The sequence below is a fragment of the Ramlibacter lithotrophicus genome (genome assembly GCF_012184415.1).
Taxonomy (GTDB): Bacteria; Pseudomonadota; Gammaproteobacteria; order Burkholderiales; family Burkholderiaceae_C; genus Ramlibacter; species Ramlibacter lithotrophicus.
On record NZ_VTOX01000011.1, the window covers coordinates 42,813 to 67,708 of the forward strand.

27 protein-coding genes are annotated in these 24,896 nt (G+C 69.3%); 14 read left to right on the forward strand and 13 right to left on the reverse strand.

The features are described 5' to 3' along the window. Positions 1-9: 9 nt before the first annotated feature. From coxB to RAMLITH_RS22445, 6 genes are all read left to right on the forward strand, one after another. Positions 10-996 (forward strand): cytochrome c oxidase subunit II, encoded by a 987-nt coding sequence (gene coxB / locus RAMLITH_RS22420; RefSeq protein WP_168109683.1) that lies wholly within the window; start codon positions 10-12, stop codon positions 994-996. Positions 997-1,016: 20 nt separating this feature from the next. Then, complete coding sequence (locus tag RAMLITH_RS22425; RefSeq protein ID WP_168109684.1) at positions 1,017-2,066, forward strand: sodium:calcium antiporter; 1,050 nt, start codon at positions 1,017-1,019, stop codon at positions 2,064-2,066. A 3-nt stretch (positions 2,067-2,069) separates the two neighbouring features. After that, the gene (gene ctaD / locus RAMLITH_RS22430) at positions 2,070-4,616 is read left to right on the forward strand and encodes a cytochrome c oxidase subunit I (RefSeq protein WP_168109685.1); all 2,547 of its coding nucleotides are present in this window, start codon (positions 2,070-2,072) and stop codon (positions 4,614-4,616) included. 5 nt (positions 4,617-4,621) lie between these two features. Continuing rightward, a complete protein-coding gene (locus RAMLITH_RS22435; RefSeq protein WP_168109686.1) occupies positions 4,622-4,963 on the forward strand; it encodes a hypothetical protein in 342 nt (113 codons plus the stop codon). Between the two features lie 156 nt (positions 4,964-5,119). Next, positions 5,120-5,950 (forward strand): TIGR02587 family membrane protein, encoded by an 831-nt coding sequence (locus tag RAMLITH_RS22440; RefSeq protein ID WP_168109687.1) that lies wholly within the window; start codon positions 5,120-5,122, stop codon positions 5,948-5,950. An 8-nt stretch (positions 5,951-5,958) separates the two neighbouring features. Further along, on the forward strand, positions 5,959-6,390 hold the full coding sequence (locus RAMLITH_RS22445) for a hypothetical protein (RefSeq protein WP_168109688.1): 432 nt from the start codon (positions 5,959-5,961) through the stop codon (positions 6,388-6,390). Here RAMLITH_RS22445 and mobB read toward each other — a convergent pair. Continuing rightward, the gene (gene mobB, locus RAMLITH_RS22450) at positions 6,375-6,911 is read right to left on the reverse strand and encodes a molybdopterin-guanine dinucleotide biosynthesis protein B (protein WP_168109689.1); all 537 of its coding nucleotides are present in this window, start codon (positions 6,909-6,911) and stop codon (positions 6,375-6,377) included. The genes RAMLITH_RS22445 and mobB overlap by 16 nt on opposite strands. A gap of 394 nt (positions 6,912-7,305) precedes the next feature. Here mobB and RAMLITH_RS22455 point away from each other — a divergent pair, with 394 nt between their 5' ends. From RAMLITH_RS22455 to RAMLITH_RS22465, 3 genes are all read left to right on the forward strand, one after another. Next, a complete protein-coding gene (locus RAMLITH_RS22455; RefSeq protein ID WP_168109690.1) occupies positions 7,306-9,864 on the forward strand; it encodes a molybdopterin-dependent oxidoreductase in 2,559 nt (852 codons plus the stop codon). Positions 9,865-9,895: 31 nt separating this feature from the next. Then, positions 9,896-10,675 (forward strand): 4Fe-4S dicluster domain-containing protein, encoded by a 780-nt coding sequence (locus RAMLITH_RS22460; protein ID WP_168109691.1) that lies wholly within the window; start codon positions 9,896-9,898, stop codon positions 10,673-10,675. Positions 10,676-10,737: 62 nt separating this feature from the next. Continuing rightward, positions 10,738-11,373 (forward strand): TorD/DmsD family molecular chaperone, encoded by a 636-nt coding sequence (locus RAMLITH_RS22465; RefSeq protein ID WP_168109692.1) that lies wholly within the window; start codon positions 10,738-10,740, stop codon positions 11,371-11,373. A 51-nt stretch (positions 11,374-11,424) separates the two neighbouring features. Here the strand turns inward: RAMLITH_RS22465 and RAMLITH_RS22470 are convergent, their stop codons facing one another. The 9 genes from RAMLITH_RS22470 to RAMLITH_RS22510 form a co-directional block, all read right to left on the reverse strand. Beyond that, on the reverse strand, positions 11,425-11,871 hold the full coding sequence (locus RAMLITH_RS22470) for a rhodanese-like domain-containing protein (protein WP_168109693.1): 447 nt from the start codon (positions 11,869-11,871) through the stop codon (positions 11,425-11,427). An 18-nt stretch (positions 11,872-11,889) separates the two neighbouring features. Beyond that, positions 11,890-12,711, reverse strand: coding sequence for a class II glutamine amidotransferase (locus RAMLITH_RS22475; protein ID WP_168109694.1), 822 nt, complete (start codon positions 12,709-12,711; stop codon positions 11,890-11,892). Positions 12,712-12,759: 48 nt separating this feature from the next. Continuing rightward, positions 12,760-13,005 (reverse strand): thioredoxin family protein, encoded by a 246-nt coding sequence (locus RAMLITH_RS22480; protein WP_168109695.1) that lies wholly within the window; start codon positions 13,003-13,005, stop codon positions 12,760-12,762. Positions 13,006-13,059: 54 nt separating this feature from the next. Continuing rightward, positions 13,060-14,112 carry a permease gene (locus RAMLITH_RS22485; protein ID WP_168109696.1) on the reverse strand — a complete coding sequence of 351 codons (1,053 nt, stop codon included), beginning with the start codon at positions 14,110-14,112 and terminating at the stop codon, positions 13,060-13,062. Positions 14,113-14,181: 69 nt separating this feature from the next. Beyond that, positions 14,182-14,796 carry a sigma-70 family RNA polymerase sigma factor gene (locus RAMLITH_RS22490; RefSeq protein ID WP_168109697.1) on the reverse strand — a complete coding sequence of 205 codons (615 nt, stop codon included), beginning with the start codon at positions 14,794-14,796 and terminating at the stop codon, positions 14,182-14,184. Positions 14,797-14,836: 40 nt separating this feature from the next. Then, positions 14,837-15,910 (reverse strand): ACR3 family arsenite efflux transporter, encoded by a 1,074-nt coding sequence (gene arsB / locus RAMLITH_RS22495; protein ID WP_168109698.1) that lies wholly within the window; start codon positions 15,908-15,910, stop codon positions 14,837-14,839. Between the two features lie 11 nt (positions 15,911-15,921). After that, positions 15,922-16,428, reverse strand: a complete 507-nt coding sequence (locus RAMLITH_RS22500; RefSeq protein WP_168109699.1) for an arsenate reductase ArsC — start codon at positions 16,426-16,428, stop codon at positions 15,922-15,924. Continuing rightward, entirely contained in the window at positions 16,425-16,772 is a 348-nt protein-coding gene (locus tag RAMLITH_RS22505; RefSeq protein ID WP_168109700.1) for an ArsR/SmtB family transcription factor, read from the reverse strand. The genes RAMLITH_RS22500 and RAMLITH_RS22505 overlap by 4 nt, the downstream gene beginning before the upstream one ends. A gap of 51 nt (positions 16,773-16,823) precedes the next feature. Further along, positions 16,824-17,291 carry an Lrp/AsnC family transcriptional regulator gene (locus tag RAMLITH_RS22510; protein WP_168109701.1) on the reverse strand — a complete coding sequence of 156 codons (468 nt, stop codon included), beginning with the start codon at positions 17,289-17,291 and terminating at the stop codon, positions 16,824-16,826. Between the two features lie 128 nt (positions 17,292-17,419). On the opposite strand from RAMLITH_RS22510, the gene RAMLITH_RS22515 reads away from it, so the two are divergent. Then, on the forward strand, positions 17,420-19,279 hold the full coding sequence (locus RAMLITH_RS22515; protein WP_168109702.1) for a thiamine pyrophosphate-dependent enzyme: 1,860 nt from the start codon (positions 17,420-17,422) through the stop codon (positions 19,277-19,279). After that, positions 19,276-19,863: an indolepyruvate oxidoreductase subunit beta gene (locus tag RAMLITH_RS22520; protein WP_168109703.1), complete on the forward strand. Its 588-nt coding sequence runs from the start codon at positions 19,276-19,278 to the stop codon at positions 19,861-19,863. The genes RAMLITH_RS22515 and RAMLITH_RS22520 overlap by 4 nt, the downstream gene beginning before the upstream one ends. Positions 19,864-19,879: 16 nt before the next feature. Here the strand turns inward: RAMLITH_RS22520 and RAMLITH_RS22525 are convergent, their stop codons facing one another. From RAMLITH_RS22525 to RAMLITH_RS22535, 3 genes are all read right to left on the reverse strand, one after another. Then, positions 19,880-20,713 (reverse strand): dioxygenase family protein, encoded by an 834-nt coding sequence (locus RAMLITH_RS22525; RefSeq protein ID WP_168109704.1) that lies wholly within the window; start codon positions 20,711-20,713, stop codon positions 19,880-19,882. A 34-nt stretch (positions 20,714-20,747) separates the two neighbouring features. Further along, positions 20,748-21,197 carry a DoxX family protein gene (locus RAMLITH_RS22530; RefSeq protein WP_168109705.1) on the reverse strand — a complete coding sequence of 150 codons (450 nt, stop codon included), beginning with the start codon at positions 21,195-21,197 and terminating at the stop codon, positions 20,748-20,750. Positions 21,198-21,261: 64 nt separating this feature from the next. Next, positions 21,262-21,609 (reverse strand): DUF4148 domain-containing protein, encoded by a 348-nt coding sequence (locus tag RAMLITH_RS22535; protein ID WP_168109706.1) that lies wholly within the window; start codon positions 21,607-21,609, stop codon positions 21,262-21,264. A gap of 167 nt (positions 21,610-21,776) precedes the next feature. Between RAMLITH_RS22535 and RAMLITH_RS22540 the strand changes: the two genes are divergently transcribed. Genes RAMLITH_RS22540 through RAMLITH_RS22550 form a run of 3 tightly spaced genes read left to right on the forward strand, consistent with a single transcriptional unit; the run spans position 21,777 to position 24,825 of the window. Next, entirely contained in the window at positions 21,777-22,823 is a 1,047-nt protein-coding gene (locus RAMLITH_RS22540; RefSeq protein WP_168109707.1) for a histone deacetylase family protein, read from the forward strand. 16 nt (positions 22,824-22,839) lie between these two features. Then, complete coding sequence (locus RAMLITH_RS22545; protein WP_168109708.1) at positions 22,840-23,739, forward strand: LysR substrate-binding domain-containing protein; 900 nt, start codon at positions 22,840-22,842, stop codon at positions 23,737-23,739. 18 nt (positions 23,740-23,757) lie between these two features. Further along, on the forward strand, positions 23,758-24,825 hold the full coding sequence (locus RAMLITH_RS22550) for a phospholipase A (RefSeq protein WP_238344339.1): 1,068 nt from the start codon (positions 23,758-23,760) through the stop codon (positions 24,823-24,825). The last annotated feature ends 71 nt before the right edge of the window (positions 24,826-24,896 follow it).

The following is a 24,896-nucleotide window of genomic DNA, read 5'->3' on the forward strand; positions in this document are numbered from 1 at the left end:
CTCCTCTCCATGCCGTCCGCATTGACGATCTGCCTCCTCGCGGTCCTGCCCGCCGCGGCCCATGCGCAGATCGCCGCCTTCGAGCCGGCGGGGGACCTCGCGGCTCAGACCCTGGCGATCACCAACGTCCTCTTCATCGGCGGGGGCGTGATTTTCGCGGCCGTGATGCTGGTGCTCGGCGCGGCCATGCTCGGCCCGGCCCGGCTGCGCGCCGCGCTGTCGCACCGCCGCTGGCTCGTCGGCGCCGGCGTCGTCTTTCCGGTGGTGGTGCTGTCGGCCCTGCTGGTCTACACCTTCAGCGCCGCCTCGGCGATGGTGACGGGGCAGCAGGCGCCTGCCGCCGCCCGCATCGAGGTCGCGGCCGAGCTATGGTGGTGGCGCGTGCGCTACCTCGACGAGCGCGGCAACGCGCTGTTCGAAACCGCCAACGAGATCCGCATTCCCGCCGGGGAGCCGGTGCAGCTCGACCTGATCTCGCCCAACGTGATCCACAGCTTCTGGGTGCCGGCGCTGGCCGGCAAGATCGACATGATCCCCGGCCGCGTGAACCGGATGCGTTTGCGCGCGACGGCGCCGGGCACGTACCGCGGCCAGTGCGCCGAATACTGCGGTGGCCAGCACGCGAAGATGGCATTCCACGTGGTCGCGCTGGCGCGCGACGACTACGCCGGCTGGATCGCGCAACGACGCGGAGCAACGGCGGGCGCCGGCGAGCGGCCCGGCGCGCCGGGGCGCGACCTGTTCTCGCGCAACGGCTGCGGCCTCTGCCACGCGGTGCGCGGCACCGAGGCCGCCGGCACGATCGGACCGGACCTGACCGACGTCGGCAGCCGGGAGTGGCTGGCCGCCGGCACGCTGCCGAACACGAGAGCGAACATGGCGCGCTGGATCAGCGACAGCCAGGCGCTCAAGCCCGGCAGCCGCATGCCCGCCTATCGGCAGTTCTCCACCGAGGAACTCGCCGCCCTGGCCGATTACCTGGGCAGCCTGCGTTGAGCGCGCCGACCGGACCTCGCGTGGAACCGCTCGATTTCAGCTCCAACCCGCCCGGCCTCAACGCCGCCGTATTCGCTGCGTCGGCCGCCGTCGTGTGGATCACCGGCACGAAGGTCGCGCACTACGCGGACGACCTGGCCATTGCCAGCGGTATCGGCCATGCCACGGTCGGGTTGGTGCTGCTGGCGGGCATCACCTCGCTGCCGGAGGTTGCCGTCGCGCTATCCTCCGCGGCCGCCGGGGCGCCGGCGCTTTCCGTCAACAACCTGCTGGGTGGCGTGGCGATGCAGATCGCCATCCTGGCCGTGGCCGACGCGATCATCGGCAAGCAGGCGCTGACGGTGATCGCGGGCACGCCCCTGCTGCTGCTGCAAGGCACGGCAACGGTGATGCTGCTGCTCCTGTTCGTCGCGGGCGTTGCCGTCGGTGACCGGCCGCTCCTCGGCGAGGGCGCGTGGTCATGGGGCCTGCTGGTCCTGTACCTGCTGTCCATCTGGACCATCGCCAACGCGCAGGGCAGCCGCGTCTGGCTCGTGCACAAGACGCAGGAGCAGACGGAGCAGGCCCCGGTCCACGAGCCGACGCAAACGGATGGCGGACACCTGAAGCCGCTGTTGCTCAAGCTCGCCGCCGGCGCCGCCGTGATCCTGGTGGCCGGCTTCGTCCTCAGCCGCGCCGGCGATGCGATCGCCGCCCAGACCGGCCTCGGGCGGAACTTCGTGGGCGCGGTGTTCCTGGCGCTGTCGACGTCGCTGCCCGAGATCAGCGCGGTGCTCGCCGCCGTGAAGCTGCGGCGCTACGAAATGGCCATCTCCGACATCTTCGGCACCGGCCTGTTCAACGTGGCGCTGGTGTTCCTGGTCGACGCGGTCTACGCCGGCCCGCCCGTCCTCAACGAGGTCGGGCGCTTCTCCCTCTTCGCTGCCGTCACGGCCGCCCTGCTGGTGTGCATCTATCTGGTCGGCCTGATCGAGCGGCGCGACCGCACCATCGCCCGCATGGGCATCGACTCCCTGGCGGTGCTGCTCGCCTACGCCGGCAGCCTCGCGATCCTGTACCACCTTCGATAAGCCATGGCACAAGACGGCAGCACCCTCGATCCGCTTCCGAACCCGCTGCCGCGCCCGGACGGCGAGCTCGAGGAGTTGAAGCGGGTGTGGAAGCCGCCGTCGGGCTTCGCCTTCATCACCGCGGTCAACAACACCTACATCGGGCTGTTCTACGTCGGCACGGCCTTCCTGTTCTTCCTGCTGGCGGGGGTGCTGGCGCTGCTGATGCGCACGCAGCTGGCGGTGCCGGAAAGCGACCTGCTCACGCCGGACCGCTACAACCAGATCTTCACCATGCACGGCACGGTGATGATGTTTCTTTTTGCCGTGCCGGTCGTGGAAGCCGTGGGCGTGCTGCTGCTGCCCAACATGCTGGGCGCGCGCGACCTGCCCTTCCCGCGCCTGAGCGCCTACGCCTTCTGGGCCTACGCCGTCGGCGGACTGGTGTTCTTCGGCACCATCTTCTGGGACCTCGCGCCGCGCGGCGGGTGGTTCATGTACCCGCCGCTGACCAGCTCCGCCTACGACCCGCAGACCAACGCGGACTTCTGGCTGCTTGGCATAGGCTTCATCGAGATCTCCGCCATCGCGGGCGCGATCGAGATCGTTGTCGGCGTGCTGCGCACGCGCGCGCCGGGCATGACGCTCGACAAGATGCCGGTGTACGCCTGGGCCATGCTGGTGGTCGCCGGGATGATCATCTTCGCGTTCCCGGCCGTCATCCTCGCCACCATGCTGCTGGAGGTCGAGCGCGCCTTCGGCTGGCCGTTCTTCGTCGCCGACAAGGGCGGCGATCCGCTGCTGTGGCAGCACCTGTTCTGGTTTTTCGGCCATCCCGAGGTCTACATCATCTTCCTGCCCGCGGCCGGCATGGTGTCGATGATCATCCCGGCGATGACCGGCACCCCGCTGGTCGGCTACCGGCTGGTGGTGCTGGCGCTGATCGGCGCGGGCTTTCTCAGTTTCGGGCTGTGGGTGCACCACATGTTCGCGACCGGCATCCCGCAGCTTTCGCTGAGCTTCTTCTCGGCCGCCAGCATGGCCGTGAGCATCCCGAGCGCGATCCAGGTCTTCGCCTGGATCGCCACCATCGCCGCCGCCCGGCGCCTTCGCCCGCTGAAGGTGCCGATGCTGTTCGTGCTGGGGTTCTTCTTCCTGTTCGTGCTCGGCGGCCTGACCGGCGTGATGGTGGCCGTCGTGCCGTTCGACTGGCAGGCCCACGACAGCTATTTCATCGTGGCGCACCTGCATTACGTCCTGGTCGGAGGGATGGTATTCCCGCTGTTCGCGGCCTTCTATTACTGGACCCCCTACGTCAGCGCGAAGCCGCTGTCGGAGCGGCTCGGCAAGTGGAGCTTCTGGCTCATGTTCATCGGCTTCAACCTGGCCTTCTTCCCGATGCACCTCACCGGCCTGGCCGGAATGCCGCGCCGGGTCTACACCTACGACGCCTACCTCGGCTGGGGACCGCTCAACATGGTCTCGACGGTCGGCGCCTTCGTGATCGCCGCGGGCGTGCTGGTGTTCATCGTCGACGCGGCGTTGCACTTCCGCGTGAGCCAGGAGAAGAACGCCGGGAACGTGTGGAACGCCGGCACCCTGGAATGGCTGCCGAACGGCACGTACTCGACGCGCAGCATCCCCATCGTGACCAGCCGCGAGCCGCTGTGGGACCAGCCTGGCCTGCCGGAAGACGTGGAAGCGGGACGCTACTACCTGCCGGGCGCGGCGACCGGCCGCCGTGAGACGATCGTCACCAGCGCGCTCGACGCGCGGCCACAATACCTGGTGCAGATGCCGGGGCCGGGCTGGTCGCCGCTGGTGGCGGCGCTCGGCACGGCCGGCTTCTTCCTGCTGCTGACGGTGAAGCTGGTCTGGCCAGCCGCCATTTGCGGCGCGATCGCCATCGTGATGGTGCTGCGCTGGCTGTGGGCCAGCGATCCGGGCCCGTACCACGCGCCGGTGGACATCGGCGGCGGCATCACGCTGCCGGTGTACTGCAACGGGGCCGCCTCCCATTCGTGGTGGGCCATGGTGGTGCTGATCCTGGTGTCGGGCTCCATCTTCGCGTCGCTGGTGTTCTCGTACCTCTACCTCTGGACCGTCTCGCCCGAGGTGTGGCCGGACGGCGGGGCGCTGCCCGCGCTGCGCTGGCCGCTGGCCTCGGCGGCGCTGCTGGTGGCGAGCGCCGCACTGGTCTGGTGGTCGGCGCGACGGCTGCGCAGCGACGGCGCCAGCCGGCAATGGCGGCTGCAGGTGGCGCTCACGCTGGGCGTGCTGCTGCTGTGCGGCGCGCTGGGGCTCGAGATCGCCGGCCACCTGCTCGCCGGGCTGAGCCCGCGCGACAGCGCGTACGGCGCGGTGGTGTTCATGACCATCGCGCTGCAAGGCGTGTTCGTCGTGACGATGATCTTCATGGGTCTGTACACGGTCGCGCGCTCCATGTCGGGCCTGGTCAGCGTGCAGCGCCGGGCCACCTTCGACAACACCATGCTGTTCTGGTACTACACCGTGGCGCAGGGGCTGATAGCGCTGGTGCTCGTGCACTCCTTCCCGCGGCTGGTGGGATGACGGCCATGCGCAGCTCGCCCTTCACCCACGACTTCCTGCTGCTGTTCTCGGCCCCGCTGATCTGGGCCTTGCACTTCGTCGCCATCTACGGCTTCAACGGCATCCTGTGCGCCCGCCCCGGCGCCAACGCAGCGTGGCTGGGGCTGAGCGTCGCGACCTGGGTGCTGCTCGCGGCCGGGCTGGCCGCCGCGGCCGCGATCGTGGCCTGCATGACCGTCGCACCGCGCGATGCCGCCCGCGAGAACCGCCGCTTCGTCCGCTGGGTCACGCGCGGCCTCGGCGGGCTGGCGCTCGTCGCCATCGCGTGGGAGACCATGTCGGTGCTCCTGGTCCCGGGCTGCCCATGAACGAACGCCCGTCGCCTCGCCGACTTCCGATCCGCCGTCGCCAGCTCTTCAGGCAGCGTCCGACACGTGCCGGTCCTGCCGTCCGATGTGGCACGCGCGCGACTCGGCCGATCATCGGTCGAACCGGACCGCGCACCAGCCGCCGCGGCCGCATCGATGACCAGTCACACCCAGCGCCGCAACATCGACTTCCTGCGGGGCCTCGCACGGGCCTTCGCGGGCGCGATCATCTTCGCGCTGCCGCTGCTGATGACGATGGAGATGTGGTTCCTGGGCTTCTCGATGGAAACCTGGCGGCTCGCCCTGTTCCTCGTGCTGTTCTTCCCGGTGCTGGTGGCGCTGTCCTGGCACATCGGCTTCGAGGACACCTTCAGCTGGCGCGATGACGTGGTCGACGCGCTGGTGGCCTACGCGGTCGGCTTCTGCTCAGCCGGGCTGATCCTGCTGGTGCTGGGCGTCCTGGACTCGACCGACTCGCCGCGCGAGATCGTGGGCAAGGTGTCGCTGCAGGCGGTGCCGGCCAGCATAGGCGCGCTGCTGGCGCAGACGCAGTTCGGCGAGGAGAAGGCGGAGGGTGCGGCGCGGCGGCAGGGCCCACGGTATGCGAGCGAGCTGTTCATCATGGGCGTGGGTGCCCTCTTCCTCGCCTTCAACCTCGCGCCCACGGAGGAAATGCTGGCGCTGGCCTTCAGGATGACGCAGGTGCACGCGCTGCTGCTGGTGGCGTTGTCGCTCGCCTTGATGCACGCGTTCGTCTACGGCGTGGCGTTCCACGGCCGGCCGGGCGGCCACGAACAGACCCCGGCCTGGAGCCTGTTCCTGCGCTTCACCATCGCCGGCTATGCCATCGCGCTGCTGCTGGGCGCCTACATCCTGTGGTCGTTCGGCCGGCTCGACGGCGTGTCGCTACTGGTGGCGGTGAAGGCGGTGGCGGTGGTCGGCTTTCCGGCCGGCATAGGCGCCGCGGCCGCGCGCCTCATCCTGTGAAGGCGGACATGGCAGACACCCAGCACGAACAGCAACGGGCCCGTCCGCAGGCCGGTTCGCCCGAGGCCGCGCCGCCGTTCTGGGAATGGGTCGCGGCCGGCGCCGGCCTGCTGCTGGTCCTGGCCAGCGTCGGCGTACTGGCGTATTACGCCTGGACCGGCCGGGCCGACCTGCCGCAGCCAGAGGTGCAGGTGGTCGCGATCGAGCGGCAGCCGGCCGGCTGGCTGGTAGCCGTCCGCATCCACAACCGGGCGCAGGCGACGGCGGCCGCGCTGCGCCTGACCGGGCAATTGCGGCAGGGACCCGACGTCGTCGAGGAACGCGGACTCGAGCTGCAATACCTGCCCGGCGGTTCGTCGCGCGAAGGCGGGGTCTTCTTCTCGCGCGATCCGCGGCTGCACCGCCTGGAGTGGGCGTTCGAGAGCTACGAACGGCCGTGAGCGGCGCGGCGCTGCGCTACCCAGCCGCGGGACTTCGCATTCGCGACCACGAAATCAGCGACGGCAGCGGTGTCGTGCAGGTCCAGGCCCGTCACGGCGCCCGTCGGCAACGGCCGGTCGCTCGCGACGGCGACGATCCCAGGCCACGCCGGCCACAGCAGCGGTTTGCCCACGGCGGCGCGCCACACTTCCAGTTTCGGGAAATCGTCGCCCTTGAAGCCTTCGACCAGCACGAGATCGCAGGCCTGCATCCGGTCCAGCAGGTAGTCGAGCGACGGCTCCGGCGCGCCGCGCTGTTCGTGCATCAGCGCCCACCTCTTGTCGCCCAGCAGCAGGACCTCCATGCAGCCGGCCTCTCGCAGCCGGTAGGAATCCTTGCCGGGCCGGTCGATCTCGATGTCCTTGTGGCTGTGCTTGATGAGGGACACCGAGAGACCGCGTGAACGCAGTTCGGGCACCAGCCGCTCCAGCAGCGTGGTCTTGCCCATGCCGGAATGCCCGGCGACTCCGAAGACTTTCATGGCGGCAGCGTAGCCGCGGCCGCGCGTCGGGGCGTGACCCGCGTCAAGCGCGGCAGCGATCGCGGCCTCGCCCGCGTCGCGTCGCGTCGGGGTGCCCGACCAGTGCGGTCGACCATTGTCGTAAACCCTGAGAACGTTGACACCGCTCAACGCGCTGCGCAGTGGAACCGGCACAGTGCGCACCAAGAGAAGGCCATCAATCCGGAGGTTCGCAGTCAGGGTCACGACACGGCGCGAGTGATTCTTCGCGCATTGCTTCGACGGTAATCATCACGCATCGCAGCCGCGGGTCACGCACTCGCCGGCCAGGGAGAGCTTTGCGCCGTCGCAAGCCCCTGCACGCCTCATCCTGTTGATGGCCCGACCGGGTCTTCAATCCTTACCAGGAGCACACATGAGGCTGACACGGCGTAGTTTCATCATGGCGTCGGGCGCCACGGCGGGCCTGGCAGTCTCCGGCTGCGCGATGCTGCCGCGCGCGCCGCTGCACAGCGCGCTGGTGCCGTACAAGGCGAAGCCGAGCAGCCCCGCGCAAGGGGAATGGGTCGCCAGCACCTGCCAGGGCTGCACCCAGTGGTGCGCCATCGAGATCTTCGCGCAGAACGGCCGCGCGGTTCGCGTGCGCGGCAACCAGGCGAGCAAGTCCAACCACGGCTATGTCTGCCCGCGCGGGCACATGATTCCGCAGCAGATGTACGACCCGGATCGCATCAAGGGGCCGATGAAGCGCACCAATCCGGTCAAGGGCCGCGGCATCGATCCGAAGTTCGTGCCGATCACGTGGGACGAAGCGCTCGACACGGTCGCCGACAAGATGATCGAACTGCGCAAGGCCGGCGAGACGCACAAGCTGGTCTACCTGCGCGGCCGCTACTCGTCGACCTCCACCGAGCTGCTCTATGGCACGCTGCCCAAGGTGTTCGGCACGCCCAACTACTTCTCGCACAGCGCGATCTGCGCCGAAGCCGAGAAGATGGGACCTGGCCTCACGCAGGGCTTCTTCGGCTATCGCGACTACGACCTGGAGAAGACCAACTGCCTCGTGGCCTGGGGCTGCGACCCGCTGGCCTCCAACCGCATGGTCCCGAACGCGATTCACCGCGTCCACGAGATCGCCAAGCGCGGCACGGTGATCGCCGTCGATCCGAGGCTGTCGAACATCGGCACCAAGGCGCACGAGTGGCTGCCGGTGAATCCGGGCACCGACGGCGCGCTGGCCGGCGCGATGGCGCACGTGCTGCTCACGGAGGGCCTGTGGAACCGCGACTTCGTCGGCGACTTCAAGGACGGTCGCAACCAGTTCGTCGCCGGCAAGGCGGTGGACGAAGCGGCGTTCGTCGAGAAAGAGACCCACGGCTTGGTCAAGTGGTGGAACCTGGAGCTGAAGGACCGCACGCCGGCGTGGGCCGAGAAGGAAACGCTGGTGCCGGCCGCACAGATCGTGCGCGTGGCCAGGACGATGGGCAAGGCAGCCCCGAAGACCGTCGTGTGGATGGGCCCCGGCGTCGCGATGAACCCTCGCGGCACGTATGCCGCGATGGCCGTGCACGCCTTGAACGGCCTGCTCGGTTCCATCGACGTCGAAGGCGGCGTGTGGCAGAGCCCGACGGGACCGAAGCTCGGCAGCTTCCCCAAGGCCGACGCGTACGTCGACGAGCAGGCCAAGAAGGCCGCCGCCAACAAGAAGCTGGACGGCCGGGGCGCCAAGGACATGCCGGCAATGATGGGCGCCAGGCCCGGCAGCGGCGTGGTCACCAACAACGTCGCCAACGGGATGCTGAAGGACCCGGGTGCCGTGAAGGTGATGATCGCGTCGTGGGCGAACTTCAACTTCTCCTGCACCGGCGCGGACCGCTGGGACAAGGCGATGGCCAAGGTGCCGTTCTTCGTGCACATGGTCCCGAATCCCTCGGAGATGACCCAGTTCGCCGATATCGTGCTGCCCTCCACCTTCAATTCGGCGGAAGGCTGGTCGATCATCACCAACATGGCCAACGGCTATGCCTACGCGGCCATCCAGCAACCCACCGTCAAGCGGCTGTGGGACGTGAAGCAGGAAGAGACGGAGGTGATGTGGCTGCTGGCCGAAAAGCTCAAGGCCAAGGGCTTCCCGAACCTGTTCGACTACTACTCGAAGGAGTTCAAGGATCCCGAAACCGGCAAGGCACCGGCCACCGCCATGGAGTTCTCCGCGATCGCCACCAAGATGTCCAGCGCGCCGATCTGGGCCGCCAAGGAAGCGCTGCCGGGCGACGCGCCGATCAAGGGCTGGGCCGAGTTCAGGAAGAAAGGGATGTTCAGCGGCGCGCGCTACCCGCTGAAGAAGAACTGGGGCGGCAAGTTCGCCACCGCGACCAAGAAGTTCGAGTTCTACAGCGAGACGCTGAAGAAGGGCCTGCTGGAACACGCGAAGAAGTACGAGACGACGCCCGACGACATCCTGGCCGTGAGCGGCTACCTGGCGCGCGGCGAACTCGCCTTCGTGCCGCACTACGAAGCGCCCAAGCGCCATGGCTCGGTGCAGGACTATCCCTTCGCGTTCGTGGACTACAAGTCGCGGCTGAACCGCGAGGGCCGCTCTGCCAACCTGCCCTGGTACCAGGAGTTCAAGAAGGTCGATCCGGGTGACGTGTCGTGGAACGACGTGGTCAAGATGAACCCGGCCGACGGCGAGAAGCTGGGCCTGAAGAGCGGCGACACGGTGCGCATCACCTCGCCGGCCGGGGCGATCGTCACCCAGCTGCGCCTGTGGGAAGGCGTGCGACCCGGCACCGTGGCGAAGTGCTACGGCCAGGGGCACTGGGCCTATGGGCGGGTGGCGGCGAAGGACTACGCCAAGGCGATCCCGAACGGCGCGAACAACAACGAGCTCCTGGTGGACGACTACGACCGCCTGAGCGGCTCCACGGCGCGCAACGGCGGCTTCACCGGCGTCCGCGTCCAGAAGGTATGAGCAGCGCAACCAGCAGACATTGGAGCGATTCATGACAAGACTAGGAATGGTCATCGACCTCTCGAGATGCGTCGGTTGCGGAGCCTGCGCCTTCGCCTGCAAGGCCGAGAACAACACGCGCACCCGCGGCTCCGGCCAGAGCTACAACTGGGGCGACTTCCTGATCCGCACGGAAGGCCGCTTTCCCAACGTCACCCACCAGGTCATGCCGGTGATGTGCAACCACTGCAGCGACGCGCCCTGCGTGAAGGAATGCAAGGCCAAGCCGAGCCCGCACAAGGCGATGTACAAGACGCCCGAGGGCATCACCATGCACGACCCGGCGCTGTGCATCGGCTGCCAGCGCTGCCAGGAGGTGTGCCCTTACAGCAGCGAGCAACTGGGCATGCCGAGCCTGGACGGCAGCAGCTACAGCGTCATCAGCTTCAACTACGACGACGAGCCGACCCAGCCCGAGTGGGCGGACAAGAAGGCGGCGATTCCCGGGTGCACCGCTTCCGGGGCCGAAACGGCGGCAAAGGCCGGCGCGCCCGTGCCGGCGATGAGCCAGTGGACCGCGGGCGACCTGCAGCCGATCCGCAAGGACGGTGTGGTCGAGAAGTGCACGTTCTGCTACCACCGCACGCTCAACGGCCTGCAGCCCGCCTGCGTGGAGGTGTGCCCGTCGCAGGCCCGCATCTTCGGCGACCAGGACGACCCGAAGAGCCGCATCTCGCAGGTGCTGGCCAGCCAGAAGAGTTTCCGTCTCCTGGAGGAAAAAGGAACGAAGCCGAACGTACACTACATCGGCAAGTACAGCCCGCGCGCCTGAGCTGCGCGAGGCAGCACCGATGGGGCGGTTCCGGCCGCCCCTTTTTCATTGCAGGAGTCAACATGCCCGAACTGGACCTCGAACAGGCGACCGCGCGCGAAGACCTGTGCCGATTTCTCGCCGCCTGCCACTACGAGCCGGATGCGGCCTTCGCCGAGGAGAAGGTGTTCGATTCGATGGCCGCCGCGGCGCGGCGGCTCGATCCGCAGCTCGAGGCCGGCGCCCGGCGCCTCGGCGAGGCTTTCGCGGCGCAGGACCTGCAGGAGTTGCTGGTCGATTACACCCGCCTGTTCCTGGGACCGCCGTCGCCGCTGGCCGCACCATACGGCTCGGTATGGCTCACCGGCGAAAACGCCGTGATGCAGGAATCCACCGTGGCTTTGCAGGGCCTGTACGGCGAAGCCGGCTTCGAGCTCGATGAGGATCTGGCCGAAATGCCGGACCACGTCGCCGTGGAACTCGAGTTCCTGTACCTGCTCACGTTCAAGCAGAACGAGGCGTGGCGAGCCGGCGACGAGGTCGCGATCGGCGCCTGGAACCAGTTGCACGGGCTCTTCCTGCGCGACCACCTGGGCGCCTGGATCGGGCGCTTCGCCGCGGCGGTGCGGGACCGCGCCCAGACCTCCTTCTACCGCGAACTGGCCGACCTGACGGCGCGGTTCGTGCAGGCCGAATCAGCCCGCCGGCAGCCGCGCTGAGCAGGCAACAGGTGCGGGCTGGCCTGGCCCCCGGCCCGCCACGTCCGGCAGCTACCTGATGTCTTCCAGGAACTCCTTGGCATCATCGCCGCGCAGGCGCTCCGCCAGGCCAATCAGACCGTCGGCGAGGTAGCGCGCGTTGTAGCCCTTGCTGCGCAGGTAGGCCATCGCGAGCGCCGACCGATCCTTGTGCGGGCAGGCGACGACCACGAGTTTGTCCCTGGGTAGCTCCTGCCAGCGCGCAGGCAGCGCGTTCAGCGGGATGTGCAGGCCGAACCCCATCTTCCACGCCTGCGTTTCCTCGGGGAACCGGATGTCCACCAGCACCGCCTTCTTCTCGACCAGCAGCGTGACCAGCCGCTTGCTGTCGATCTTCATGTCGGCGCGCGTCTCGTAGTCGAAGCTCCGCAGGAACCGGTCGAAGTCAGCCTCCTGCGCCGATGCCGCACCCGTACAGGCCAGGACCAGGATGGCCGCCACCGTGATCGCCGTCTTCATCGTCGTTCCCTCGCTTCGTCAGTCCGGCAGGCGCCTTGCCAGAAGTTCGCCGCCACGCACCGCCAGCAGCTCGCCTTCCGCCAGCGGACGCCAGGCTTCGTCCGTCAGCGGCACGCTGGCGACGCACTGCACCGTTCGCCCGCCATCGCCATCCATGATCGACACGCCGCCCTGGCACTGGGGCGGTTCGTCGCCGCCGGCGCAATGCCGCTGCAGCGTCCACAGGCCGGGCGGCTCGATGCGGCCCAGCGCCGGTTGGATGCGCCGGTGCCCATGGGCGAACAACGCGTCGCCGTCCGAGTAGAGGAAGTTCGCCGGACCCAACCGGCGCAGGTCGGCTGCGAAATCGGCCAGCAACGGCAGGCGTTCCAGCAGCGCAGGCACGGCCGCTGCGGCCCACAGCGGCTCGACGCGGGCCAGCAGCGCGCAGAACGCCCGTTCGGAATCGGTGTCGCCTACGGGCTGCCAGCGGCCTGCGCCGAGCGCGTCCCTTGCTTCGATGCCCAGCAGGTTGCCGTTGTGCGCGAACACGTGGGCCCGTCCGGCGAGCTGCCGCACGAATGGCTGGGTGTTCGCCAGCCGCACCGAACCTTGCGTCGCGTGGCGGATGTGCGAGATCGCCAGTCCCGTCGCCGGTCCGTGCGACTCCAGGAAAGTCACCAGCGCGCTGTCGCCGGCGGCGCCCGGCTCGCGATACAGGGCGACGTCCTCGCCCTGGTAGAAGGCGACGCCCCAACCGTCGCGCGTCCCGCCCGTGGGGCTGCCGCGCGCGGCCAGCGTGTGCAGCGAAAACGCCAGGCGCGCGGGCTGGGAGGTGGAGACGGCCAGCAGTTCACACATGGAGGACTCAGGCGAGTGCGGCGAAGGCCACGGTGGCCGCTCGCCGCTTCAGGCCGCGAGCCACGCCTCGATCTTCTCACGGCTGGGCACGCCGCCGGCATGCACCACCTTGCCGTCGATCACCACGCCGGGCATGCTCATCACGCCGTAGCCCATGATGTCGCGCAGTTCATCGATCCTGCTGAGGGTGACGGGTATGCCCTTGGCCCTGGCGACCTGTTCGATCTGTTCCATCAACGCGACGGTGTTCCTGCCGGTCGCGCAGCAGCCCGTGCCCAAGACCTTGATGTCCATGGAAGCCCTCCAGAGTGGATGAAAGTGAAATGCCCGGGAATCGGCGGCGCGGCATCACAGCACCGCGTTGAAGACGAAGCCCACGACCAGGATGCCGGTGGCGACCACGGCTACGAAGGTCGCGATCAGCCGAACCTTGAGCACCTTGCGCAGGATGATGAGTTCCGGCAGCGAAAGCGCAATGACGCTCATCATGAAGGCGAGCACCGTTCCCAGCGCCGCGCCCTTGACCAGCAGCGCCTGCACCACCGGGATGATGCCGGCCGCGCCGGAGTACATCGGCACGCCGACCGCCACCGCCAGCGGCACCGACCACCAAGCGTCCTTGCCCATGAACGAGGCCATGAACTCCTGGGGCACCCAGCCGTGGATGGCGGCACCGACGGCGATGCCGGCCATCACGTAAGGCCAGACCTTGCCGACGATCTCGCGCACGCTCGTGAACCCGGCATCGATCCGCTGCGGCAGCGTCATCGCCTGGCCAGCGACCGCGGCCTCGACGCGAGGCATGTCGCGTACCCAGTCTTCGAGGTGGCGTTCCATCTTCAGGCGCCCGATCACCCAGCCGGCGACGACGGCGATGGCCAGGCCCAGGCCCAGGTAGAGCACAGCGATCTTCCAGCCGAACAGCGCCAACAGCAGGGCCAGGGCGACCTCGTTGATCATCGGCGCGGCAATGAGGAAGGAGAACGTCACGCCCAGCGGCACGCCCGCTTGCACGAACCCGATGAACAGCGGCACGGCCGAGCACGAGCAGAACGGCGTCACGATGCCAAGGCCGGCGGCCATCACGTTGGCCGCGCCTTCGGCACGGCCCGCGAGCAGTGCCCGAGTGCGCTCCGGCGTGAAGTAGGAATTGACCATGCCCATGACGAACACCACGCCGGTGAGCAGCAGCAGCACCTTGGGGGCGTCGTAGAGGAAGAATTGCAGCGCCCCGCCGAGATGGCTCGTGCGGTCGACCGGCAAGGCGGCCACGAGCCATTCGGACGCCGGCTCCAGCGTCAGGTAGACGGCGAGCCAGACAAGGGCCGCCAGCACGAGAAAGACGCGCGGCGATTCCCTGGGCAGGATCCGGGTGCGCCACGCCACTGTGAGTTCGGTCATGTCAGCCTCCATGCACATGGAGACGAACCGGGGGCGAAAAGGATGCAGGCGGCCGCGCGACGGCCGCGCTCAGGAACCGCTCCAGGAAGGGCCGTCCGACGGAGCCGCGTGGCAGCAGACCCTGCCCTCGCCGTCGAAGCGGACGCCGCAGGCCCGCACCAGCTCGGCGCGCAGCCGCTGGCGTGCGCGCAGCAGCCGCGACTTGGCGGCGGGCAGGGAGAGCGCGTGAGCCGCGGCAAACTCTCGTTGCGGCACGCCGTCGATGTCGCAAGCCCGCAGGATGGCGGCGTCCTCGACCGGCAGGACCTCCAGCGCCCCAGCCAGGCAGGCGGCGAGTGCGTCGACCGGATCCAGCGCCTGCCGTCCCGGCGCCTCGAGGCGATCGGCGTGATCCTCGATCGGCTCCACGGGATGCGCGGTGCGCATGCGGTCGACCATGGCGTTGCGGGCCACCTGGAACAACCAGGCCCGCGGGCGCTCGAGCGAACAGAAGGCCGCCTGATGGCGCAGCGCCTTGACGAACACGTCCTGCAGCACGTCGTCGGCAGCCGCCGGGTCGCTCAGGCGGTGCCGCAGGTAGGCGTGCAGTTCGGCTTGGTGCAGGGTCCAGGCCGACACGACGCACGGGAACGAGCCGCCATCCGCCGACGCGCCTGGCTCGGGTGGCGATGAGCTGGTTCGCATTCGGTCGCCTGCGTCCTGATGCGGGTACCCGGTGCCGGGTTCAGCGCGCCGCCCCGCGCTCGTACCAGCCCTTGCTGGAATTGACGACGCGCACCACCAGCAGCATCACCGGCACTTCGATCAGCACGCCCACCACGGTGGCGAGCGCCGCGCCGGACTGGAATCCGAACAGGCTGATCGCCGCGGCCACCGCCAGCTCGAAGAAGTTGCTGGCGCCGATCAGCGCCGACGGGCAGGCGACGCTGTGCGACTCGCCCAGCTTGCGATTGAGCCAGTAGGCGAGGCTGGAATTGAAGAACACCTGGATCAGGATCGGCACCGCCAGCATGGCGATGATCAAAGGCTGCTCCAGGATCGCCTTGCCCTGGAAGGCGAACAGCAGCACCAGCGTCGCCAGCAGGGCCGCGATCGACCACGGCCCGATCCGGTGCAGCGTGGCGTCGAACGCCGCCTGGCCGCGCGCCAGCAGTGCCTTGCGCCACCACTGGGCCAGGATGACGGGGATCACGATGTACAGCACCACCGACGTGATCAGCGTGTCCCACGGGACGACGATCGAAGACAGCCCGAGCAGCAGCGCAACGATCGGCGCGAAGGCGAACACCATGATGGTGTCGTTGAGCGCCACCTGCGACAGGGTGAACAGCGGATGGCCGTTGGTCAGCCGGCTCCAGACGAAGACCATGGCCGTGCATGGCGCGGCCGCCAGCAGGATCAGTCCCGCGACGTAGCTGTCCGCCTGGTCGGCCGGCAGGTAGGGCGCGAACACGTGGCGGATGAAGATCCAGCCGAGCAGCGCCATCGAGAACGGCTTGACCGCCCAGTTGACGAACAGCGTCACGCCGATGCCGCGCCAGTGCTGGCGCACCTGGTGCAGCGCGCCGAAGTCCACCTTCAGCAGCATCGGGACGATCATCACCCAGATCAGCAGGCCCACCGGCAGGTTGACCTGCGCGACTTCCATGCGGCCGACAGCCTGGAACAGCGCGGGAAAGAGCTGGCCCAGCGCGATGCCGGCGACGATGCACAGGAACACCCAGACGGTGAGGTAGCGCTCGAAGACGCTCATGGAAGCCGACGTGGGGGCCGGGGCGGAAAGGGTTGTCGTGTTCATTCTTCGGTTGTTCAGTTGCGGCCGATCTCGGCCAGCGCCTCGCGCAGCGCGGCGGGCTCCATGGTCTCCAGCGGCAGGGCGAGCAGTTGGAGCATCCGGTAGCCGAGGGCCTGGCGCGTCAGTTCGAACGCGCGCCGCTTTCCTGCGTCTCCTCCGTCCGCGTTGGAAGGATCCGGATAGCCCCAGTGCACCTTCAACGGCTGGCGGCCGCTGCCTCCGAAGAACACAGGGCACTGCTCGGCGGCCGCGCTGTCGCAGACCGTGATGACGATAGCCAGCGGCGGCGCGCCGTCGCCGGTGAACTCGTCCCAGCTCTTGCTGCGATAGCCGGCAGTGTCCACGCCGGCGTTGTGCAGCGCCTCCAGCGCAAGCGGATTGAGCCGGCCGCTCGGCGCGCTGCCGGCGCTGTGTGCACGAACGTCCTTGCCCAGCCTTGCAGCCCAGTGATTCAGCATGCCTTCGGCCAGCACGCTCCGGGCCGAGTTGTGCGTGCACAGGATCAGGACGTGAACCGTCATGCTGCCACCTTCTTCGGCCGCGCGGTCCGCTTCGCGGCCGGCAGCTCACACGTCCCCCCGCCGGCCTCGCAGCAGTGCGCCGTCAGGTAGCCGAGCAACTCGTTCATCTGGGCGAGCGACGGGCGGTAGATCAGGTTGCGTCCTTCGCGCTCCTGCGACACCAGGCCGGCGTGCAGCAGCTCCCTGAGGTGGAATGACAGCGTCGACGCGGGCACATCCAGCGCCGCGGCCAGGGCGCCGGGCGTCATGCCTTCCGGCGCGGCGCCGATCAGGGCCCGGAAGACGCGCAGGCGCATGACCTGAGCCAGGGCCGCGAGCGATTCGACGGCAATTGATTCATCCATATTTCCATTATTGTGGAAATATGGAATCGGTGCAAGCGGCCGCGCCGGCCCTCACACCGGCAGCACCGTCGTCTCCTTCACCCGCTGCAGCGCGAAGCTCGACTTCACGTCGGCGACGCCGGACTGCTTGAGCAGCTTGCCCATGATGAAGCGCGAGAAGTGGTCCAGGTCCTCCACCTGCACCCGCAGCAGGTAGTCCATGTCGCCGGTCATCGAATAGCACTCGGTCACCTCGCTCCAGGTCTCGACCGCGCTGGCGAAGTCCTCGGCCGGCATCTGGCCCTTCTTCTCCAGCTTGACGCTGACGTAGGCCAGCATGTTCAGCCCCACCTTGGCCGGATCCACCAGCGCCACGTAGCGCTTGATCACGCCCGCCTCCTCCAGGCTGCGCACGCGGCGCAGGCACGGTGACGGCGACAGGTTCACCTGGGCCGCCAGTTCGTTGTTGGCGAGCCGGCCGTCGCGCTGCAAGGCGTCGACGATGCGCCGGTCGATGCGGTCCAGGGCCTGCTGGTTCATGGGTGTCTCCGCTGAGGGTGTTCGCGCAACTATATAGCTCGTATGGACGATTCCACGGCATCCAACGCAATCGGATTGCCTGGATCGCGCCATAACATCACCAGAGAACAACAGGTCCAGGAGACGCCATGGGATCGCGCGACAGCGGGCTGCAGACCCGGTTCATGTCAGGCAACGAGGCGGTGGCGCAAGGCGCCCACGACGCCGGGCTGGCCGTGGCCGCCGCCTATCCGGGCACGCCGTCCACCGAGATCGTCGAGACGATCTCGCGCTTGCCCGGCGTGCATGCCGAGTGGTCGGTCAACGAGAAGGTGGCGCTGGAGGTGGCGCTGGGCGCTTCGCTGATGGGGCGGCGGGCGCTCACCGCGATGAAGCACGTCGGCCTGAACGTGGCGGCCGACACGCTCATGTCGGCGGCGCTGACCGGGGTGCACGGCGGGCTGGTGATCGCCGTCGCCGACGACGTGGGCTTCTCCTCTTCGCAGAACGAGCAGGACAGCCGCGTGTGGTCGCGCTTTGCGCACCTGCCGGTGCTGGAGCCCGCCGATGCGCAGCAGGCGTACCTCATGACGCGGGACGCCTTCGAGCTGTCGGAGCGCCACGAAGTCCCGGTGCTGCTGCGCCTGACGACGCGCGTGTGCCACGTCAAGCGTGCCGTGCTGTTGCAGCCGGCGATGCCGCGTCCGGATCCCATCGAATACCGCAAGAACGCCGAGCGCTGGGTGCTCTCGCCTGGCCACGTGGCCAAGCGGCTGGAAGCCCGTGCCGCCCGCGACGCCGCGCTGCGCGACGTCGCCGAGCAGTCGCACTGGAACGTCGTGACGCCCGGCGCCGACCGGCGCCTGGGCGTGATCGCCTCCGGACCGGTCAGCCATGCGGTGCGCGAGGCGCTGCCCGATGCGCCGTTGCTGACGCTGGGTCTCAGCGCGCCGCTGCCTCTGGGGCTGGTGCGCGAATTCGCCGCCGGCGTCGGCACGCTGCTCGTGGTCGAGGAGTCCGAACCTGTCGTCGAGCCCGAACTGCTGGCCGCCGGCCTGGCCGTGCATGGCCGCGCGGTGCTGCCGCCGTACGGCGAGATCAGCGCGCGCCACGTGCGCGACGCCGCCCGCACCATCCTGGGCGAGCCGGCGGCGAGCCCGCCGGCCGTGACGGCGCAGCGAATCTTCACGCGGCCGCCCACGCTGTGCGCCGGCTGCGGCTACCTGGGCGTGTATTACTGGTTGTCGCGCATGCCCAATGCCGTCGTCTGCGGGGACATCGGCTGCTACACGCTGGGCGCGAGCCCGCCGTGGAGCTCGGTCGACACGGTGCTGGCGATGGGCGCTTCGCTGGGCATGGCCGGCGGCGTCGCCAAGGCGCAGGCAGGAGACGCCGCGCCGCGGCCGGTGGTGGCCGTGATCGGCGATTCCACATTCCTGCATTCGGGCATGCAAGGCCTGCTGAATCTCACCTACCAGCAGGCCAACGTGACGGTGCTGTTGCTGGACAACAGCGCCACCGCGATGACCGGCGGCCAGAACAACCCGGCCAACGGCCGCGACCTGCACGGTGGCGCGGCGCCGGTGAAGGTCGACTTCGCGAAACTGGTCGAGGCCCTCGGCGTGCGGCCGGAACGAATCCGCCACGCCGATCCCTACGAACTGCCGGTCTTCGTCAAGACGCTGCGCGAGGAGATGAAGGCCAGCGCGCCGTCGGTGATCATCACCAGCCGGCCCTGCGTCTTCACGCCGGACTTCAACCGCGACCTGCCGCTGGTGGTGGACGAGGACCAGTGCAACGGCTGCGCCAACTGCCTGGACGTCGGCTGCCCGGCGGTCCTCACGACGCGGCGCGAGCAGCAGGTGCGCGCCTCGGGCAAGGTGGTCGACCTGGCCTGGGTGAAGATCGACCCGCAACTGTGCACCGGCTGCGAGATCTGCGCCAAGGCCTGTGCTCGCGGCGCCATCGCCAAGCCCGCCCGCCGCGTCATCGCCCTGGAGCCCGCATGAACTCGAACATCCTGGTGGTCGGCGTCGGCGGCCAAGGCGTCATGACCGCCGCCGAGGTGCTGGCCCGCGTGGCGCTGCGGGCCGGCTGGGACGCCTGCAAGACCGAGATCGCCGGCATGTCGCAGCGCGGCGGCGTCGTCAGCTCGCAGGTGCGCATCGGCGAACAGGTGCATGCGAGCGAGATCACGCCCGGCACGGCCGACGTCCTGCTGGCGCTCGAGTCGGCCGAGGCCTTGCGCTGGTGCCACTGGCTGGCGCCACGGGGACGCGCGGTGGTCAACACCTTGCGCGCCGTGCCACCGGTGGTCAGCAGCGGCCGTGCCACCTATCCCGACGATCCGGTGGGCTCGGTGCGCGCGCTCGGTTACGAGGCATCGGCGATCGACGCCACCGGCATTGCCGTCGGCCTGGGCGACGTGCGCCTGGCCAACACGGTGATGCTCGGCGCGGCGGCATCCTGCCTGCCGTTCGAGGCGCAGGCACTGCTCGACGAGGTGCTGCGGCGCTTCGCCGGCAAGCAGGCGCTGGCGCGGCTGAATGCGCAGGCTTTCGAGGCCGGGCGGGCGCAGGCTACGCTGCACTGAGCTCGCGCGACGCCGGTCAGGCGCGCTGCACCAGCGGCTCGGCTCGGGCCGTGCCGCCCAACCCGTCGATCGCCGCGCCGAACACGTAGGCATCCATCGCCAGCACGCCGTGGACGATGCCGCCGTCGATCACCGTGGCCGGGCGGCGCGATGCGGCAGCGCCGGCAGCCACCAGCAATGGCCAGAAGTGCTCCGCCGTCGGATGCGCCCGGCTGGCATGGGGCGCGCGCTCCAGGGCGAACTGCAGCCGCTCGCAGTCGCCACTGGCCACCGCCTCGCGCATCCAGTGCGCGAATTCGGCGGCGTAGCGCTCGCCGGCGCCCTGCGCCATGCGGAACTCGTACAGGTTGTGGGTCAGGCTGCCCGAGCCCACGATCAGCACGCCTTCACTGGCCAGCGGCGCCAGCGCGGCGCCGAAGGCCCAGGCGGCTTCGGGGTCGAGGCGCGACGGCAGCGAAACCTGGAACACCGGCACGTAGGCCTGCGGCAGCAGGTGCAGCAGCGGCACCCAGGCGCCATGGTCCAGGCCCCGGCGTTCCTCGGCATGCGCCGGCCAGCCGGCCGCACGCAGCACCTCGATCGCCCGCTGCGCCAGGTCGGGATGGCCTGGCGCCGGATAGCGCAGGTCGTCGAGCGCCGGGTCGAACCCGCCGAAGTCGTGGATGGTGTCCGGCCGAGCGGCCGTGCCGACCCGCGCGGTCGGCGTCATCCAGTGGGGCGACACCACCAGCACCGCGGCCGGCCGCTCGAGCGCGCGCCCCAGCTGGCGCAGGCGCTGACCGGCCAGGCCCGGCTCCAGCGCGAAGGTGGGGGCGCCGTGCGAGACGAACAAGGTGGGTTGGCGATGCATCATGGTTTCCCGGAAATGAGCGCGGTTGTGCTTGTCAGTCGCGGGCCGCTGCAACCAGCGCGGCATCGGCCGAGGCCCGCCCGGCGCCGCTGACCAGCAGCGACAGCGAGGCGGCAAACATGACGAGGGCGAATTCGTAGCCGTTGTTGGCCATGAACAACCCCTTGTCGATGTGGACGCTGAAGATCGCGACCAGCATGGCGAAGGCGAGCGCCGCAGCCGCGGGCCGCACGAGCAGGCCGAGCACCAGCGCAAGGCCGCCGAAGAACTCGGCGCCGCCGGCCAGCAAGGCCATGAGGTAGCCCGGAGCGAGGCCGATGGACCCCAGCCACTGCCCGGTGCCTTCGAGGCCGTAGCCGCCGAACCAGCCGAACAGCTTCTGCGCGCCGTGCGCGATGAAGATGAAGCCGACGGGAAGGCGCAGGGCCAGCGGCGCGAGGCCGGCGTCGGTCGAGGCGATGCTCTCAATCAGTCGATTGCTCATGGAGTGCTCCGTGAAAGTTGGGAGGACAGGCCCCCCGGGGCCCGTCCGGTCGGTGGTGAAGCGGTTACTGCGCCTGCGTCGGCTGGCCGGCGAGGCGGACGGCCTGGGCGCGAGCGTCGCGGTTGCGCACCAGGAAGGCCGAGCCGCTGTCCTCGGCGGTGAGCGCGGCGACTTCGCGGCGCGACGCCAGGTACTCGGCCACCACGTCGGCGCGGCTGCGCTGGGCGCTGAAGTGGGCCAGCGGGTTGTACTGGGTGGACCACACGTTGGGGCCGCGCTGCTGCAGCTGGGCCTGCACTTCGGCGCGCGTCCTGGTGGAGACGAACGGCGTCGTGTCGATGGTGATGTCGTCGGCAAACGCGGTGGTGGCGGCGGCGGCGAGAACGAGGGCGAAAACGGAATTGCGGTTCATGATGGATCCTTGAGGTCGTTGCGGTGGAGGGGCCGGGCGGCTGGTGACCCGGCCCGTGTGCCTCGGAAGGGATTCGTCCGCGGCATGGGATGAACTTTAAATATTCAACGACAAGAGATAAACTTGCGTCAGCGGCATTCACTGTTTCGAATTTTGGGCTAATCTCCATGATCACCTTCCACAACGACCTGCACGCGCTGCACCACGGCAAGCTGGAGATGTTCCGCGGCGCGATGGTGCCCTGCTTCGAGGTGCCGGCCCGCGTCGACCACGTGCTGGCCGAACTGCGGGCGCGCGCGCTGGGACCGGTGCAGGCCCCGCCGGCCTGCGGCGACGACCCGATCGCGCGCGTCCATGCCCGCCGCTATCTCGACTTCCTGGCCGGCGCCTGGGACGAGTGGGTGGCGCTGGATCCGGCCAACGCGAGCCGCGACGCCATCCCGTCCTGCTGGCCGATCCGCACCTTCCGCAGCGACGTCCTGCCGGCCAGCTTTCCGGCGCGGCTGGGCCTGTTCTCGTTCGACGCGGGCAGCCCGCTGACGGCGGGCACCTGGACGGCGGCGCGCAAGGGAGCCGATTGCGCGGTCGCCGCCGCGCAGCGGCTGCTGGCGGGCGATCGCGCCGCCTTCGCGCTGACCCGGCCGCCCGGCCACCATGCCGGCGCCGACTTCTTCGGCGGCTACTGCTTTCTCAACAACGCGGCGATCGCGGCGCAGGCGCTGCGCGACGGCGGGCTGGACCGGGTGGCGGTGCTCGACATCGACTACCACCACGGCAATGGCACGCAGTCGATCTTCTACGGCCGCGGCGACGTCTTCTTCGCCAGCGTCCATGGCGATCCGCGCACCGAATACCCGTTCTACCTGGGTCACGCCGACGAGCGAGGCCTGGGCGACGGGGCCGGCTGCAACCTCAACCTGCCGCTGGCCCGCGGTACCGGTTTCGACAGCTGGCGCAGCGCGCTGGCGCAGGCGTTGCAGGCGATCCGCGCGTTCGGCGCGCAGGCGCTGGTGTTGTCGCTGGGCGTCGACACGTTCGAAGGCGATCCGATCTCCGGGTTCCGGCTGGCGAGCCCCGACTACCTGAGGGTCGGCGAGGACCTCGCGGCGGCGGGCCTGCCGACGGCCTTCGTGTTCGAAGGCGGCTACGCCGTCGCCGAAGTGGGAATCAACGCCGTCAACGTGCTCGACGGCTTCTGCCAGCGCGCGGCCTGACCGCGAAGGAGGTGCCGTGGACCGATTCCAGGAAATGAGCGTCTTCGCGGCCGTCGTGGATGCCGGCAGTTTCGTCGGTGCCTCCGATGCGCTGGAGATGTCCAAGCCGGCGGTGTCGCGCCACGTCGCCGAGCTCGAGGCGCGGCTGGGCGTGCGGCTGCTCCACCGCACGACGCGGCGGCTGTCGCTGACCGAGGAAGGCGAGGTGTTCTACGCCCGCTGCAAGGAGCTGCTCGGCGAGCTGGAAGAGGCCGAGGCCGAGATCACGTCGCGCACCGGCAAGGCCTCGGGCCAGTTGAAGGTGAGTGCCCCCGTGTCGTTCGGGCTGCTGCACCTGGCGCCGCTGTGGGCCGGCTTCATGGCGCGGCATCCCGACGTGGTGCTGGACGTGACGCTCTCCGATCGCATGGTGGACCTGGTGGAAGAGGGTTTCGACCTGGCCGTGCGCGTGGCGCGCCTGCCGAGCTCATCGCTGGTCGGCCGCAAGCTGTCCTCGACCCGCTCGGTGCTGTGCGCCTCGCCGAAATACCTCAAGGCGCACGGCACGCCCACGCACCCGGCGGAGCTCGCACGGCACACGGTCATCGCCTACAGCCTGCTGTCCACCGGCGACACGTGGTCGTTCGAGGGCCCCGAAGGGACCGTCGCGGTGAAGGTGGAGCCGCGCATGCGCACCAACAGCGGCGACACCTGCCGCGCCGCGGCGCTCGGCCACCAGGGCATCATCATCCAGCCCACCTTTCTGGTCGGCGACGACCTGCGCTCCGGCGCCCTGGTGGAATTGATGCCGCAGTATCGCGGCGTCGAACTGGGCGTCTACGCGCTGTACCCTACGCGCAAGCACGTCCTGCCGAAGGTGCGGTTGCTGGTGGACTACCTGGTCGCGGCGCTCAAGAAGAAATCGTGGCCGGACTGAATGACAGGAGAAGCGCGAATGCGAAGAACGACCGCCGCGCGGCGGCAGGCATGGTGGCTCGGCGTGGCTGCCCTGGCCTGGTCGACCACGGGCGCGGCGCAAGGCGTCGCCGAGTGCGTCATGGAGGCCGACAACCAGTTGCGGCTGGCCTGCTACGACCGGCTCTTTCGCGAGCGCAAGCCGGCCGGGCCGGCGGCCAGGCCGGTGGCCGCCGCGCCGACCGAGCCGGCGCAGCCGGCCGACCGGCCAGAAACCCTGCTGGTGTCCACGGCCTTCACCAAGGCCTGGGAGCTGACGCCAGAGGCCAAGCGCGGCACCTTCGTCGTGCGCACCTACCTGCCCAATTTCATCCTGCCCCTGCACGCCACCAGCAGCATCAACCGCACGCCGACCAGCCCGACGCGCGGCGTCACCACCGGGCGCCCGGACTACAAGCCGCTGGAAGCCAAGATGCAGGTGTCGCTGCGCGCCAAGGTCGCCGAGGGACTCGTGCTGCCCGATGCCGACCTGTGGTTCGCCTTCACCCAGCGCTCGCTGTGGCAGGTGTGGAACCGGCAGGAATCGTCGCCGTTTCGCAGCACCGACTACCAGCCCGAGGCGATCTACGTGATTCCGGTGCCGCCGCGCCTGGGCGCCTTGCCGGGCGGCTGGCAGTGGCGCATGGCACAGCTGGGCATCGCACACCAGTCCAACGGCCAGGGCGGCTCGCTCTCGCGCAGCTGGAACCGCGTATATGCGTCGGCGGCCTTCGACCATGGCGAATTCGGGCTGGTGCTGCGCGGCTTCCGGCGCCTCGGCGAGAAGACCAACGACGACAACCCGGACATGTCGCGCCACATCGGCAACACGGAGGTGATGGCTTCCTGGTTGCCGGGGCTGGCCACGGCGTCGCTCACCTGGCGCACTCACCCGCGCGCGCTGGATCGCGGTTCGCTGCAGTTCGACTGGACCTATCCGGTGAGCGTGAAGCAGCCCGCCGGGCTGCGCTGGTACGCGCAGGTGTTCACCGGCTACGGCGAAACGCTGCTGGACTACAACCACCGCCAGACCAGCCTGGGGCTGGGGCTGACGCTGTTCCAGTTCTAGCCGCGCCGGCGGTCTGGACTCCCTCTCCCGCTTGCGGGAGAGGGCGGGGGTGAGGGTGCCTCCTGGGCCGG